Raw genomic sequence first — 13598 nt, 5'->3', positions numbered from 1 at the left:
ATGAGCAGTGTCACGGACGCCACACGTCGGCGACCTCGAACCCGGTGCAGAACCGGACAAGCCGGGCGGCCGCCGTTGCGACCGCCGGGCCCGGCGCCGGGTTCAGGCCTCCTGCGCGGCGGCCGCTCTGGACGGCTCGACGCTCGGCCGCTCGCCCTTGTCCTGGGCCGTCGCCACCACGAAGCGGTAGCCGACGTTGCGGACGGTGCCGATCAGCTGCTCGTGCTCCACACCCAGCTTGGCCCGCAGCCGCCGGACATGGACGTCGACAGTGCGGGTGCCCCCGAAGTAGTCGTAGCCCCAGACCTCCTGCAGCAGCTGTGCCCGGGTGAAGACCCGGCCGGGGTGTTGCGCGAGGTACTTGAGCAGCTCGAACTCCTTGAAGGTCAGGTCCAGCACCCGGCCCTTGAGCTTGGCGGAGTACGTCGCCTCGTCCACCGAGAGGTCGCCGTTGCGGATCTCCATCGGGCTGTCGTCCGTCGACACCTGGAGCCGGCCCATGGCCAGGCGCAGCCGGGCCTCGACCTCGGCGGGCCCGGCGGTGTCCAGCAGGACGTCGTCGATGCCCCACTCGGCGGTGACGGCGGCCAGTCCGCCCTCGGTGACAACCAGGAGCAGCGGGCAGCCGATCCCGGTGGAGCGCAGCAGCTGGCAGAGGCTGCGGATCTGCGGCAGGTCGCGCCGTCCGTCGACCAGGATCACGTCGGCGCTCGGCGTGTCCACCAGGGCCGACCCCTCGGCCGGTGCCACCCGTACGTTGTGCAGCAGCAGTCCGAGGGCGGGCAGTACCTCGGCGGACGGCTGCAGTGCGTTGGTGAGGAGCAGAAGAGAACTCATACCCGGTGGTCCCCTTTCCGGGTCGTCGCGGTCGCAGCGGGGCGGCTGCCGCCACAGCCGGCAGTGGCGGCTGCGAAGTGAGAGTGAGGTGGGGGAGGACCCTGCACCGGGGACGTTCCGGCCGGTTCGGTGCAGCGCAGGGCGGCGCGGGACGTGCACCGGAGGTCCCGCAACCCCTGCTGCTCCGTTCGTGCCCTGCTCATCCGCGAACCTTCCGGGTCTGCTCCCGCACCGGGTGGCGGCCCGGGGCGGTCCTCGTGGTCGGCGCGGGTGGGGCACCGGCGGTGAGGACGTCCGTGGTGGGTGTCCTGAATGCACAAAAGGACCCGGGGGCGACTCTGCCCGGATCCCTTACGTCCACGAGGATAGCCGACCACTCTGCGCAGCGGGAGAGTGTCCCAGCGTCGGCTGGGCCACACGGCGGCGGCCGGGTCGGCGTCCGGTGGGGCCCGTCATGGACCGGTCTTGACCTGGCCTTGACCCGGTCCTGGTGCGGCCTCGGGGTCGGTTGGGCGGCCGCGCCGACCGGTTCGAGCCGGGCTGTTCCCGGTCGGGGGCCCGCCTCGGTCATCATGGGAGCCGCACCGGCCGCACGGTACGTGTACACCGAACAGTGGCGGCCCGGCATCAGGAGCCGGTCGGCCGCACCGGGCGAGGACGACGAGGAGGGGTTGCCATGGCTGCGACCACCGATGCCGGTGACGCGCTGGACTCGCCCGCGCGAGTGACGTCACCTGAGCGGGTGACGGCGCCGGGAGTCCCGGTGGCGGGGACCATCCGGTACTGGGCCGCCGCCAAGGCGGCCGCCGGGACGGCCGAGGAGCCCTATCTGGCGGCGACGCTCGCCGAAGCACTGGCGGCGGCGCGCGCCCGGCACACGAGTCGTCCGCGCCTGCTCCAGGTGCTCGACCACTGCTCCTACCTGGTGGACGGCGAACAGGTGGGTCACCGGGAGCACGCCGCCGTCCTGCTCACCGAGGGCGGCACGGTCGAGGTGCTGCCCCCCTTCGCCGGAGGGTGAGTCGCCGGCGGGTACGGCCCGGTGAGCGCTCCGCCTGGGGAGAAGGGCGGCGCTGCCAGGCAGTGGGTCGGAACCGGACTCCGGTTCGGTTCGTCGTAGGTCCGTACGGTGCTTGGATCGGACGGGGACGAGAGGCACGTCATACATGCGCGGCTTGCTCAAGCTGATCATCGGCCTGGCGGTTCTGCTCGGACTGCTGGTGGGCGCGGACCGGATCGCGGTCGGCGTGGCCCAGGACGAGGCCGCCGACCGGCTGGTCAGTACCGGGAAGATCAGCGGCCGCCCGAAGGTCTCGATCGACGGGTTCCCCTTCCTCACCCAAGCGGTGGCGGGCCGCTTCGACAGCGTCCGGCTCTCGGGTGAGGGCGTGACGGTCAGCGGCGGCCGGGAGAAGGTGCCGCTGCGCTCGTTCAGCATGCAGCTGTCCGGGGTGGAGGTCGGCAGCGGCTACCGCAGCGCCACCGTGCACAGCGGTAGCGGCAGCGGCGTCGTCTCGTACGGCGACGTGGCCAGGCTGGTCTCGGGCACCGAGCAGATCGAGCTCTCCTACGCCGGGCCGGGCGAGGTCGGGGCCTCGGTCGGCGGAATGCCGGTCGGCCAGGGCAGCGTGCACAGCAAGGGCGACACCATCACCGCCGACGGCTTCCGGCTCGGCGGCCTGGGAGCGCTGTTGAACGGGGCCGCGAACGGCCTGCTGGGACCGCGCAGCTTCACCCTGACCGATCTGCCGGCCGGACTGAGCCTGGAGAGCGCGACGCCCGAGCCGGACGGCCTCAAGCTCACCTTCCACGGCAGCGACGTCAGGCTGGTCGGCTGACCCGCACCTGCTCCCCGGGCTCGACCGTCCCCGGCGGGCTGGTCGAACGACTGTCTCCGTATCGCTCTGCGAGACGGACTGTCCAGTGACGAGCCCGCTGAGCTGCCCGAACACCCCTTTTCGGGGATCCTGGAACAGCGTCGAGACGACCCCGCGCATCGGGAAGATTCCGAAATCTCGATATTCGAAACATTTCATCTCAATATTCGACACACTGATGACAGTGGACCGCGCTAGTCCCTAGCATCGTCGGCATGAAGCGACAGGCGGAACTCACGAAGCGGCGGGCGGTAGACCTGTGCCGCGTGGCCGCTTGCCTGTGTCGAATGCGCTGACCGGGCGGTTCTGACCGGCATTTCCGGCCCGCCCGACCCCTTGCCAGCGGTCTGAACTGGCACATTGCCGCCCAGTGCCGTCCGGCATCCCCCGATCTGAGCACGGTGCGACCCGCAATTCCCCTGTCTCGACATCTGGACAGATGCACGGACGGGACGTAGTCGAGCACTTCCCGAGCAGCCTTCCGCCAACCGCCCCCGGATGGAGAACCCCATGAGCCGCAGCGACGTCCTGGTCGACGCCGACTGGGTCCAGGCCCACCTGAACGATCCGAAGGTCGTCCTCGTCGAGGTCGACGAGGACACCTCCGCGTACGACAAGAACCACATCCGCAACGCCGTCCGGATCGACTGGAAGAAGGACCTCCAGGACCCGGTCCGCCGCGACTTCGTCGACCAGGCCGGCTTCGAGGCGCTGCTCAGCGCCAAGGGCATCGCGGGCGACCACACCGTGGTGCTCTACGGCGGCAACAACAACTGGTTCGCCTCGTACGCCTACTGGTACTTCAAGCTGTACGGCCACGGCGACGTCCGCCTGCTGGACGGCGGCCGCAAGAAGTGGGAGCTGGACTCCCGCGAGCTGGTCGCCGAGGTGCCCGAGCGCGCCGCGACCGAGTACCGGGCGAAGGCCCAGGACACCTCGATCCGCGCCTTCCGCGACGAGGTGCTGGCCGCGATCGGCAACCTGAACCTGGTCGACGTCCGTTCGCCCGACGAGTTCAGCGGCAAGCTGCTCGCCCCGGCGCACCTCCCGCAGGAGCAGTCGCAGCGCCCGGGCCACGTCCCCAGCGCCCGCAACATCCCGTGGGCCAAGAACGCCAACGACGACGGCACCTTCAAGAGCGACGAGGAGCTGAAGGCCCTCTACGAGGCCGAGGGCGTCGACCTGGCCAAGGACACCATCGCCTACTGCCGGATCGGCGAGCGCTCGGCCCTCACCTGGTTCGTGCTGCACGAGCTGCTCGGCCAGCAGAACGTGAAGAACTACGACGGTTCCTGGACCGAGTACGGCAGCCTGGTCGGCGTGCCGATCGAGCTCGGCAACTGATCACCCGGCCCGACACCGGTAACCAGAGGAGAGAAGACATGTGCGGTGCGAAGGCCGGCGGCCCGGACCTGGCAGGAGTTGACGTGGCCAAGGAGACGATCATCCAGGGTTCGGTGACCCGCGACGGCGAGCCGGTGCACGGCTACGTCCGGCTGCTGGACGGCAACGGCGACTTCACCGCCGAGGTGCCCACCTCGGCCAGCGGGCAGTTCCGCTTCTTTGCCCGCCCGGGCACCTGGACGCTGCGCGCGCTGGTGCCGGGCGCGACCGTGGACCGCGTGGTGGTCGCCTCCCTCGGGGCCCAGACCGAGGTCCCGATCGCGATCTGACGCGACTCATCGGCGAACGCGCTGAGGGCCCCTGCCACAGCGGGGGTCCTCAGCCATACCCTGGAGACGTGCAGGCACGTCAGCGCCACATCCGCTACTTCGTCATGATGGGCATCTGCATCGGACTGTTCGTCCTGGCGTGGGGCGTGGTGCGCTTCTGGTCGCTGGCGGCCGCGATCGGGATGTGCCTGGTCGCCATGGTCATCCCGCCGCTCGCGGCCGTCCTCGCCAACCGGCGCGACCGGGACGACGACTGGTGGAACGACCCGCGCTGGGACGACCCCAAGTGGGACCAGCCGGGCCACGACCGGGACCGCCCCGACCACGAGCAGCGCCCCTGAGGGCGCCGTCAGTAGACCAGGGCCTGGACGCCGTCGACCGTGATCTCGCTGACGAACACCTGGGCCCCCGCGATCCGGACCCCGTCCAGGGTGTCCTTCTCGGTGATGTCGCGCCGGGCCGCGCACTGGGTGCAGAGGGTGACGGTGCCGGCCGCCAGGATCGACTCCAGCAGGTCGGGCAGCGGTGCGGCGTGCGGCAGTTCGAACTCCGCCGCCCGTCCCGGCAGGGCGAACCAGGAGGACTCGCCGGTGAGCCAGAGCGAGACCTCGACCCCGCTCGCGACGGCGACCGCCGCCACCGTGAACGCCTGCGAACAGCGCTCCGGAGCGTCCGCCCCGGCCGTGACCTTGATGACCAGCTTCTTCGTCATGACGCCACCATAGCGACGGGAAGTCGGGCCTCGCCGAGACCCGGAGAGGGGTGGCCGATAGACTCTGCGCCGTCGTACTGTCCGCCATCCCCCGCTGCTGGGAGCGCCCCGTGACCGGTCTCGAAATCTTCTTCGACTGCCTGCTTGCTCTCATGGCCGTCCTGATCACCTGGTTCGCCATCTTCTCGGTGATGAAGCTGTACCAGGGCCAGCGCTGATCCCGGCTGCCGTACGGTTGAGTCGAGTCCATCACCGACGACAGCGACCAGGAACATGATCGAGATCCCCTCTGACCTCCACAAGGACGTCGTCCCGCTGGCCTTCCTCCTGGGTACCTGGGAGGGCGCGGGCGTCTACGACTTCCCCGGCACGGAGAAGTGCAACTTCGGCCAGGAGATCATCTTCCGGCACGACGGCCGCCCCTTCCTGGAGTTCCGCTCCCGCACCTGGGTGCTGAACAACGACGGCGAGAAGGTCCGTCCGCTGGAGAACGAGCACGGCTTCTGGCGGATCACCACCAACCCGCACGGCACCAGCGGTGAGCGCGAGATCGAGTTCTCCTCGGTCCGCGACGACGGCACCGTGGAGATCTGGTACGGCAAGCTGCACGACGGCAAGCCGCAGATCGACCTCGCCACCGACGCGGTCGCCCGGATCGAGGGTTCGGCCCCGTACAGCGGCGGCAAGCGGCTCTACGGCCTGGTGAAGGAGGAACTGCTCTGGGTCGGCGAGAAGTCCGCCCCCGAGGTCCCGCTGCGGCCGTACATGTCGGCGCAGCTGAAGAAGGTGCTCAACCAGGCCAAACTGATCCAGGACATCGCGGACCTGCCGGACGACGGCATCGCGTTCTTCCGCTGAGTCGCCGCTGCCGGCCAGGCGGCGGACCGGAGCGTGCGGGGTGGGGACCGGTCGTTCGGCCGGTCCCTACACTTGTCTCACGACCTCGAACCGGGTAGGGACACCACCGTGGCGAACACCGACACTCCCACCGACTGGAAAGCCGACCTGCGTGAGCGCGGCTACCGCCTCACCCCGCAGCGCCAGCTGGTGCTGGAGGCGGTCGACGTGCTCGACCACGCCACGCCCGACGAGATCCTCAACCAGGTCAGGAAGACCGCCAGCGGCGTCAACATCTCCACCGTGTACCGGACGCTGGAGCTGCTGGAGGAGCTCGGCCTGGTCTCGCACGCCCACCTCGGCCACGGCGCCCCCACCTACCACCTGGCGGGCCGGCACACCCATCTGCACCTGGTCTGCCGGGACTGCGACAAGGTCACCGAGACCGACACCGCGATCGCCGCACCGCTGATCGACAGCCTGCGCGCCGAACACGGATTCGACACCGACCTCAAGCATTTCGCCATCTTCGGCCGCTGCGCCGACTGCACCGCCAAACTGCCCAGGGAACACCCGTAAGCTGACCGGTATGACCGGTACCAAGAGCCCGCTGCTCGCCCTGCCCGGCGCCGTCCCCGCCGAGGGGCCGGACGAGGGCGTGGCCGCCCACTACGGCGAGATCTTCCCCGAGCAGCGGCGGCTGGCCGCCGGCGAGGGCTTCGTGGACCTCTCGCACCGCGGTGTGATCACCGTGACCGGCGAGGACCGGCTGTCCTGGCTGCACCTGCTGCTCACCCAGCACGTCAGCCAGCTCCCGCCGCACCAGGCCACCGAGGCGCTCATCCTCTCCCCGCACGGGCACGTCGAGCACGCCCTCTACCTGGTGGACGACGGCAGCACGGTCTGGGCGCACGTCGAGCCCGGCACCCAGCAGGCGCTGATCGCCTACCTGGAGAGCATGAAGTTCTTCTACCGGGTGGAGGTCAGGGACGCGACCGCCGACTACGCGGTGGTGCACCTGCCGAACGGATCCTCCGCCTCCGCCGAGGGCGCCGCGGCGGTACGTGAAGTGTCGCCGGGCGGCTCTGCCGCGGGCCCCTACGGGCGCGACCTGTTCGTGCCGCGCGACCGGCTGGAGGCACTTGCCGCCGGCTACGGTCCGGCCGCCGGGATCTGGGCGTACGAGGCGCTGCGGATCGAGGCGCACCGCCCGCGGCTCGGGTTCGAGACCGACCACCGCACCATCCCGCACGAGGTGGACTGGCTGACCACCGCCGTGCACCTGCAGAAGGGCTGCTACCGGGGCCAGGAGACGGTCGCCCGGGTGCACAACCTCGGCCGCCCGCCGCGCCGCCTGGTCTTCCTGCACCTGGACGGCCTGGAGGAGACGCTGCCGCCGCACGGTACCGAGGTGCGGCTGGCGAGCGATCCGGACGGGCGCGCGCTCGGCTTCGTGACCTCCTCGGCGCGCCACCACGAGCTGGGGCCGATCGCGCTGGCGATCGTCAAGCGGAACGTGCCCGTTGACGCGCCGCTACTGGCCGGTACGGTGCCGGCCGCGCAGGAGGTCGTCGTCCCGCAGTAGCCCGGCGCGGTCAGACCTCCAGCAGCACCGTGAAGGGGCCGTCGTTCACCAGCGCGACCTTCATGTCCGCGCCGAACCGGCCGGTCTCCACCTTGGCGCCCAGCGTCCGCAGCTCGGCCGCCACGGCGTCCACCAGCGGCTCGGCGAGCGGGCCGGGGGCGGCGGCGTTCCAGGTGGGGCGGCGGCCCTTGCGGGCGTCCCCGTACAGGGTGAACTGGCTGATCACCAGCAGCGGGGCGCCCAGATCGGAACAGGACTGCTCGACGGCGTCCTCGCCGCCGTCGAGGAGGCGCAGCGTCCAGAGTTTGCGGGCCAGTTGGGCCGCCTTGGCGGGGGTGTCGTCGTGGGTGACGCCGACCAGGACGCAGAGCCCGGGTCCCTCGATCGATCCGACCTTCTCGCCGTCCACCGTGACGCTTGCCTCGGTCACTCGCTGCACCACTGCTCGCATGCCGCCATTGTGCCGGAGGCGTGCAAGGCGCCAGCGCGCGCCGGGGTGAAACAACGCGCGCCGGGAGTGACCTGGTGCTGCCTGCGGGTTGCTCTCGTCATATCAGCCACCTCGTTTCGCCAGAGGGCCGTTCGGGTGGCCGGTCGGTGCGCCGGCGGCGGCCCTAGTGGCACGCTGTGGGCGTGGCAAGGCGCGGACTCGCCGTGTTCGAACGACCGGACCGCCGTTTTGGCCGGGGTAGCCCGGCCGGGTGGTAGCGGCGTCCCGGGGGAACCCCGCGGGGGCGCCTCGACGTGCTCCGGAACGGGGGCGTGCGCGCACGGCAGTACGCGGTGCCCGGTGGGCAGGCGCGGGGCGGGATCGGACAGCGTGACCAGGACAGCGGTAGGTGGTTGGTTGATGGACGCGAGCAGCACGGCCCGCGATCAGTCGTACGGGTTCGCCGGACCGGGAGCGGGGCGGCCCGAGCCGGTGGCCGCCGCAGCGGATGCGGTAGCGGCGGGGAGCCCCGCTGAGTACGACCTCACCGGGCTGGACCTGGAGGAGCTGCGGATGCTCCGCCGGGACGCCCTGGAGCAGGAGGCCGACCTCTCCTACCTCCGCCGTCTGCTGCAGGGCCGCCTCGACATCCTGCAGGCCGAGCTGGAACGGCGCCGGGTACACCCCGGCGCTCCGGCGGCCGGCGCGGAGGCCGGGCGCGGTGCGCGCCCGGAGACCGGAGCGGAGCCGGTGGCCCTGCTGGACCGGCTGCCCGCGATCCTCGCCGACCCCCCGTCGGTCGTCCGCCGCCCGGCCCGGCACGTCACGCTCGGGACGCCGCGCGGCGAGCAGTACCAGCGCGAGGCCGACGCCCTGATCGGCGACGTCCAGCTGGCCGACCTCGCCGCGCACCCCACCGCCGACCTGCTGACCGCCCTCGAGCGGCTGGCCGCGCGCGAGCGCCAGGTCTCGGGTCGGCGACAGATTCTGCAGCGCACGGCGGACGGCTGCAGTGCCGAGATCACCCGCAGGTACCGTGAGGGGGAGGCGCGGGTCGAGGACCTGCTCGCAGGCGGCTGATCCCGCGGGGCGGGGCGGCCGGCGCACACCGATCGTTTTCCGGCCACCCTCATCGTGGAGCTTCACCGATGTCGCAGTCTGCTGCCGTCCTGCCCGTCCTCGCCGAGGTCATACGCTCCGGTTTCGTCGAGGGCCGTCACCACGGCTCGCTGGTACTGCTCGCGGCCGACGGCTCGGTGCAGCTGGCCCTCGGCCGCCCGGACGCCCCGGTCTTCCCCCGCTCCACCGCCAAGCCGTTCCAGGCCGTGGCCACCCTGCGCGCCGGTCTGCCGATCGAGGGGGAGCTGCTGGCGCTCGCGGCCTCCAGCCACTCTGCAGAACCGTTTCACCGCGAGGCCGTGCGGGAGATCCTGCGGCGCGCCGGCCTCACCGAGGACGCCCTGCGGACCCCTGCCGACCTCCCGCTGGACCAGGTCGAGGCGGAGGCGCTGCTCGGCAGCGGCGGGCAGCGCAGCCCGATCATGATGGACTGCTCCGGCAAGCACGCCGGCTGGCTGGCCGCCTGCGTCGCCAACGGCTGGGACACCGGGAGCTACCTCGACCCGGCGCACCCGATCCAGCAGCTGGCCCGGGAGGCCCTGGCGGAGTCCACCGGCGAGAGTGCGGCGCACCTGGGCGTGGACGGCTGCGGCGCCCCCCTGCTGTCCGTCTCGCTCACCGGCCTGGCCCGGGCCTACCGCGCGCTGGTGCTCGCCGAGCCCGGCACCCCGCAGCGCCGGGTCGCCGACGCGATGCGCGCCCACCCCGAGTACGTGGCGGGCACCCGCCGCGCCGACACCTGGCTGATGCGGGCCGTGCCCGGGGCGCTCTCCAAGATGGGGGCCGAGGCCGTCCAGGTGGTCGCGCTGGCGGACGGGCGGGCGCTCGCTTTCAAGATCGACGACGGTGCGGAGCGGGCCCGGGGGCCGGTGCTGGCCGAGGCGCTGCAGCGCCTCGGTGTGCGGCACGAGGTGCTGGACCGGATCGGCACCGCGCCGCTGCACGGTGGCGGTGCGGTGGTCGGCGAGGTGCGGGCGGCCTTCTGACGGGCCGCCCGAAGCCCGTGCCCGGGCTGTCCCGGGTGCGGGCGGGGACCGGGTGCGGCACGGTGGAGCGGGGGAGCCGTGCCGCTACTCAGGTACCCAGGAGACCGCCATGAGCGACCACATCTACCGCGTCACCGAGATCGTCGGCTCCTCGCAGGAGAGTGTCGACGCCGCGATCCGGAACGGAATCAACCGGGCCTCCCGGACGCTGCGCAACCTGGACTGGTTCGAGGTGACCCAGGTGCGCGGGCACCTGGAGGACGGGCAGATCAGGCACTATCAGGTCGGACTCAAGGTCGGTTTCCGTCTGGAGAGCGAGGACTGACCCACCCGGTCCTGTCGGCCGGCCGCCCAGCCGGCCTTGCTCCGTCGGCGGGGCGGTGGCCGCGCCGACGGTCAGGCGCTGAGCGGGTAGCGGGTGTCGAGGTCGGCGAAGACGGCGCTGTTGAGGGCGAAGGCGCGCCTGCACTCGTCGACCACCCGGCGGCGCTCGACCTCGTCCATGGCGAGCCCGGCCGCGTCCAGCCTGGCACGGTAGCCGCGCTTGAAGGCGGCGGGGTTGCCGACCTCCTCGAAGACGTAGAAGCGGACGCCGGCGCCCTTGCGTTCGAAGCCCCAGGTCCGCTCGGCGACACCGCGGATGATCTGGCCGCCCGACAGGTCGCCCAGGTAGCGGGTGTAGTGGTGGGCGAGGTAGCCGTTCGGCCAGTCGGCGGCGAGCTCCTCGATCCGCGCGGTGTACACGGCGGTGGCGGGCAGCGGGGTGAGAGCGGACCGCCAGCCGGGGCCGCGCAGGTGCTCCAGATCGTGTTCGAGCGAGGCCGTACGGAAGAGCGCGGGGTCGATGAACGGCCCCGCCACCGGATGCCGTGCCAGCTCGGCCGCCCGGCCCTCCAGCGCCCGGTAGACGAACCAGAGCTGCCCGGACAGCTCGGCGTACGCGTCGCGGCCGAGCCGCCCGCCGAGGAGGTGGGACATGAAGGTGGAGTGCTCGGCGGCCTCGTGCTCCGCGCTGCTGGCGGCTCGCAGTACGGCGGAGAGGGCGGGGGGCTGCTCATGGCTGGGCATTCGGGCCTCCGGTCCGGTCGGGGCTGCGAGCGGGGGTCGTCGCCTCCCGTGCCGGATTCTTACCGACGTGGTGTCGGGAAAACGCCCCTGCCCAGTCTGCTCCTTCGGCCCGGTCCTGGAAAGGTGGGAAAGTTCCGGGGAGAGCGCGGCGGGCCGGCCGGAGGACGGCAGCGAAAGGCCAAGGGGGACGGCGGGCCGACTGGTGGAGGGCAGCAGAAAGCCGGGGCGAGCACCGCTGCTCGCCCCGGCCGGGACCGCCGAGCCCTAGGACTCAGTGGCCGCCCTTCTCCTCCAGGCGCTTGATCGAGGCCTTGATCTCGGCCTCGGCCTCCTCGCGGCCGACCCAGTTGGCGCCCTCGACCGACTTGCCGGGCTCCAGGTCCTTGTAGACCTCGAAGAAGTGCTGGATCTCCAGGCGGTCGAACTCCGGGACGTCGTGGATGTCGCCCAGGTGCTTCCAGCGCGGGTCGGTCGCCGGGACGCACAGCAGCTTGTCGTCGCCGCCGGCCTCGTCGGTCATGTGGAACATGCCGATGGCACGGCACTTGATCAGGCAGCCGGGGAAGGTCGGCTCCTCCAGGAGGACCAGGGCGTCCAGCGGGTCGCCGTCCTCGCCCAGGGTGCCCTCGACGTAGCCGTAGTCGGCCGGGTAGCGGGTCGACGTGAAGAGCATGCGGTCGAGGCGGAGCCGGCCCGTCTCATGGTCGACCTCGTACTTGTTGCGCGAGCCCTTCGGGATCTCGATCAGGACGTCGAACTCCAACGGTTCCTCCAAGGTAGGGACTGACAGAATCCAAGTGTCTCCTACGGCAAGGTGTGCTCAGGAAAGGGGCGGGTCGGTGCAGCGGAGCGCAGGGGTGGGACGCCGATGCAGGGTAGCGCTGGCAGGGGTGCTGGGTGTGGCGCTGGCCACGGGCGGGCTGGCCTCGGGCGGCGACCGGGCCTTCGCCCACCCCTCCCCGGCGGCGGACCGGGCGGGCGTCCCGGCTGCCGCGCGAGCGGCCGCCACCGGCGGCGTGGTGCTCGCCGCCCCGGTGGCCGGGGCCGACACGCTCCCGACCACGGCGGGTCTCCAGCGCGACCTGGCGCAGGTCCTGCAGGACCGGGGCCTGGGCGGGCTGAACTTCGCCATCGCCGACGGCAGCACGAGCCGGCTCCTGTACGGCTCCGGAGAGAACACGCCCGCCACCCCGGCCTCCACCACCAAGCTGCTCACCGCCGTCGCCGCCCTCTCGCTGATCCCGGCCGACACCCGGATCTCCACCAGGGTCGTCAAGGGCGCGGCTCCCGGGGAGATCACTCTCGTCGGTGGTGGTGACCCGACCCTCTCCGCGCTGCCCGCGGACCGGATCCAGGTCGGCGGTCTGCCGGTGGACGCCGAAACGGCCCCGGCCTCGCTCGCCGAACTGGCCCGGCAGACCGCCACCGCCCTCAAGGCGGCCGGCACCGGCACGGTGAAGCTGGGCTACGACACCTCGCTCTACAGCGGCCCGCTGCTGCACAAGGAGAACGACTACGCCAACATCGCCCCGGTGACCCCGCTGATGGCCGACGAGGGCAAGGTCGACCCGACGGCCACCATCGACGCCCCCTCGCGCTACACCGACCCGGCCGACCAGACCGCCGAGACCTTCGCCGGTCTGCTCAAGGCCCAGGGCATCACGGTGGACGGCAAGGCGCAGCAGGCCTCGGCCGCCCAGGGCGCCCAGCAGCTCGCCGAGGTGAAGTCGCCGACGATCGCCCGGCTGGTCGAGCGGACGCTCACCACCTCCGACAACACCCTCGCCGAGGCACTGGCCCGCCAGGCGGCGCTCGCCGCCCACGAGCCCGCCAGCTTCGACGGCGCGGTGGCGGCGGTGACCGAGGCACTGCAGAAGCTGGGCGTACCGATGAACGGGGTCGTCCTGGGCGACGGCAGCGGGCTGTACACCGGCAACCTGATCTCACCGCTGGTCCTCGCCAAGGTGCTCTCGGTGGCCGCCTCGCCCGAACACCCGGAACTGCGGCCGGTCCTCACGGGTCTTCCGATCGCCGGCTTCACCGGCACCCTGCGCACCCGGTTCGGCGCCTCCTCGGGCGCGCAGGAAGCGGCCGGGATCGTCCGGGCGAAGACCGGCACCCTCGCCGACAGCGGCGTCTACACCCTGGCCGGCACGGTGGTCGACGCGGACGGTCGGGTGCTCGTCTTCGCCTTCATGAACAAGAGCACCGACGGCGCCGCCACTCGCGCCGCCACCGACCGCGCCGCCGCCCGCCTGGCCGCCTGCGGCTGCCGGTAGGCGCGCCGGGCGAGTCCGTCAGCGACCGTGCGGCCACCCCGGGGTGACGGCCGGTCGGCAATCGGGCAGCCCGGGGCCGGCCGCCCGCAGCCCGTGGCGGCCGGGGCCGGGGCTGCCCGCCGGGTGCGTGGCGCCCGCTTCCCCGCCTCCCCCGAGTGGTGCCGCCACGGGACGATCCGCGGGTGTCTCCCCCGG

The 13598-nt window shown here is 72.1% G+C and carries 18 protein-coding genes; 13 read left to right on the top strand and 5 right to left on the bottom strand.

Annotated elements, in window-relative coordinates; translation table 11 throughout:
* Positions 1–102: 102 nt before the first annotated feature.
* Entirely contained in the window at positions 103–837 is a 735-nt protein-coding gene (locus ACWDAK_RS12955) for a response regulator transcription factor (protein WP_344637753.1), read from the bottom strand.
* Between the two features lie 775 nt (positions 838–1612).
* Between ACWDAK_RS12955 and ACWDAK_RS12950 the strand changes: the two genes are divergently transcribed.
* The 6 genes from ACWDAK_RS12950 (at position 1613) to ACWDAK_RS12925 (ending at position 4728) form a co-directional block, all read left to right on the top strand.
* Positions 1613–1858, top strand: a complete 246-nt coding sequence (locus ACWDAK_RS12950) for a MoaD/ThiS family protein (RefSeq protein ID WP_344637873.1) — start codon at positions 1613–1615, stop codon at positions 1856–1858.
* 145 nt (positions 1859–2003) lie between these two features.
* Positions 2004–2675 (top strand): LmeA family phospholipid-binding protein, encoded by a 672-nt coding sequence (locus ACWDAK_RS12945; RefSeq protein ID WP_427393280.1) that lies wholly within the window; start codon positions 2004–2006, stop codon positions 2673–2675.
* 254 nt (positions 2676–2929) lie between these two features.
* A complete protein-coding gene (locus ACWDAK_RS12940; RefSeq protein ID WP_370118893.1) occupies positions 2930–3010 on the top strand; it encodes an Ms5788A family Cys-rich leader peptide in 81 nt (26 codons plus the stop codon).
* Positions 3011–3224: 214 nt separating this feature from the next.
* The gene (locus ACWDAK_RS12935; protein ID WP_344637755.1) at positions 3225–4058 is read left to right on the top strand and encodes a sulfurtransferase; all 834 of its coding nucleotides are present in this window, start codon (positions 3225–3227) and stop codon (positions 4056–4058) included.
* Between the two features lie 38 nt (positions 4059–4096).
* On the top strand, positions 4097–4387 hold the full coding sequence (locus tag ACWDAK_RS12930; RefSeq protein WP_427393281.1) for a DUF1416 domain-containing protein: 291 nt from the start codon (positions 4097–4099) through the stop codon (positions 4385–4387).
* 68 nt (positions 4388–4455) lie between these two features.
* Positions 4456–4728: a DUF3099 domain-containing protein gene (locus ACWDAK_RS12925; protein ID WP_344637757.1), complete on the top strand. Its 273-nt coding sequence runs from the start codon at positions 4456–4458 to the stop codon at positions 4726–4728.
* A gap of 8 nt (positions 4729–4736) precedes the next feature.
* Here the strand turns inward: ACWDAK_RS12925 and ACWDAK_RS12920 are convergent, their stop codons facing one another.
* Complete coding sequence (locus ACWDAK_RS12920; RefSeq protein WP_344637758.1) at positions 4737–5099, bottom strand: DsrE family protein; 363 nt, start codon at positions 5097–5099, stop codon at positions 4737–4739.
* A gap of 273 nt (positions 5100–5372) precedes the next feature.
* Here ACWDAK_RS12920 and ACWDAK_RS12915 point away from each other — a divergent pair, with 273 nt between their 5' ends.
* From ACWDAK_RS12915 to ygfZ, 3 genes are all read left to right on the top strand, one after another.
* Positions 5373–5957 carry an FABP family protein gene (locus ACWDAK_RS12915; RefSeq protein WP_344637759.1) on the top strand — a complete coding sequence of 195 codons (585 nt, stop codon included), beginning with the start codon at positions 5373–5375 and terminating at the stop codon, positions 5955–5957.
* 108 nt (positions 5958–6065) lie between these two features.
* Positions 6066–6515, top strand: a complete 450-nt coding sequence (locus ACWDAK_RS12910) for a Fur family transcriptional regulator (protein ID WP_427393282.1) — start codon at positions 6066–6068, stop codon at positions 6513–6515.
* Between the two features lie 10 nt (positions 6516–6525).
* Complete coding sequence (gene ygfZ / locus ACWDAK_RS12905) at positions 6526–7521, top strand: CAF17-like 4Fe-4S cluster assembly/insertion protein YgfZ (RefSeq protein ID WP_427393283.1); 996 nt, start codon at positions 6526–6528, stop codon at positions 7519–7521.
* A gap of 10 nt (positions 7522–7531) precedes the next feature.
* Here the strand turns inward: ygfZ and dtd are convergent, their stop codons facing one another.
* Entirely contained in the window at positions 7532–7972 is a 441-nt protein-coding gene (gene dtd / locus ACWDAK_RS12900) for a D-aminoacyl-tRNA deacylase (protein WP_344637762.1), read from the bottom strand.
* Between the two features lie 399 nt (positions 7973–8371).
* Here dtd and ACWDAK_RS12895 point away from each other — a divergent pair, with 399 nt between their 5' ends.
* From ACWDAK_RS12895 to ACWDAK_RS12885, 3 genes are all read left to right on the top strand, one after another.
* Complete coding sequence (locus ACWDAK_RS12895; RefSeq protein WP_344637763.1) at positions 8372–9031, top strand: RsiG family protein; 660 nt, start codon at positions 8372–8374, stop codon at positions 9029–9031.
* A 68-nt stretch (positions 9032–9099) separates the two neighbouring features.
* A complete protein-coding gene (locus tag ACWDAK_RS12890; RefSeq protein WP_427393284.1) occupies positions 9100–10056 on the top strand; it encodes an asparaginase in 957 nt (318 codons plus the stop codon).
* 109 nt (positions 10057–10165) lie between these two features.
* Positions 10166–10381 (top strand): dodecin, encoded by a 216-nt coding sequence (locus ACWDAK_RS12885; protein WP_344637765.1) that lies wholly within the window; start codon positions 10166–10168, stop codon positions 10379–10381.
* A gap of 71 nt (positions 10382–10452) precedes the next feature.
* Here the strand turns inward: ACWDAK_RS12885 and ACWDAK_RS12880 are convergent, their stop codons facing one another.
* Both ACWDAK_RS12880 and ACWDAK_RS12875 read right to left on the bottom strand, forming a co-directional pair.
* Positions 10453–11124 (bottom strand): biliverdin-producing heme oxygenase, encoded by a 672-nt coding sequence (locus ACWDAK_RS12880; RefSeq protein WP_344637766.1) that lies wholly within the window; start codon positions 11122–11124, stop codon positions 10453–10455.
* A 271-nt stretch (positions 11125–11395) separates the two neighbouring features.
* On the bottom strand, positions 11396–11887 hold the full coding sequence (locus ACWDAK_RS12875) for an inorganic diphosphatase (protein WP_344637767.1): 492 nt from the start codon (positions 11885–11887) through the stop codon (positions 11396–11398).
* A gap of 136 nt (positions 11888–12023) precedes the next feature.
* Here ACWDAK_RS12875 and dacB point away from each other — a divergent pair, with 136 nt between their 5' ends.
* The gene (gene dacB, locus ACWDAK_RS12870) at positions 12024–13403 is read left to right on the top strand and encodes a D-alanyl-D-alanine carboxypeptidase/D-alanyl-D-alanine endopeptidase (protein ID WP_427393285.1); all 1380 of its coding nucleotides are present in this window, start codon (positions 12024–12026) and stop codon (positions 13401–13403) included.
* Positions 13404–13598: the final 195 nt, after the last annotated feature.

This window comes from Kitasatospora sp. NPDC001175 (genome assembly GCF_053598215.1).
The sequence above is the reverse complement of the archived record's forward strand: the minus strand, read 5'-3'. Positions and strand labels throughout refer to the sequence as shown.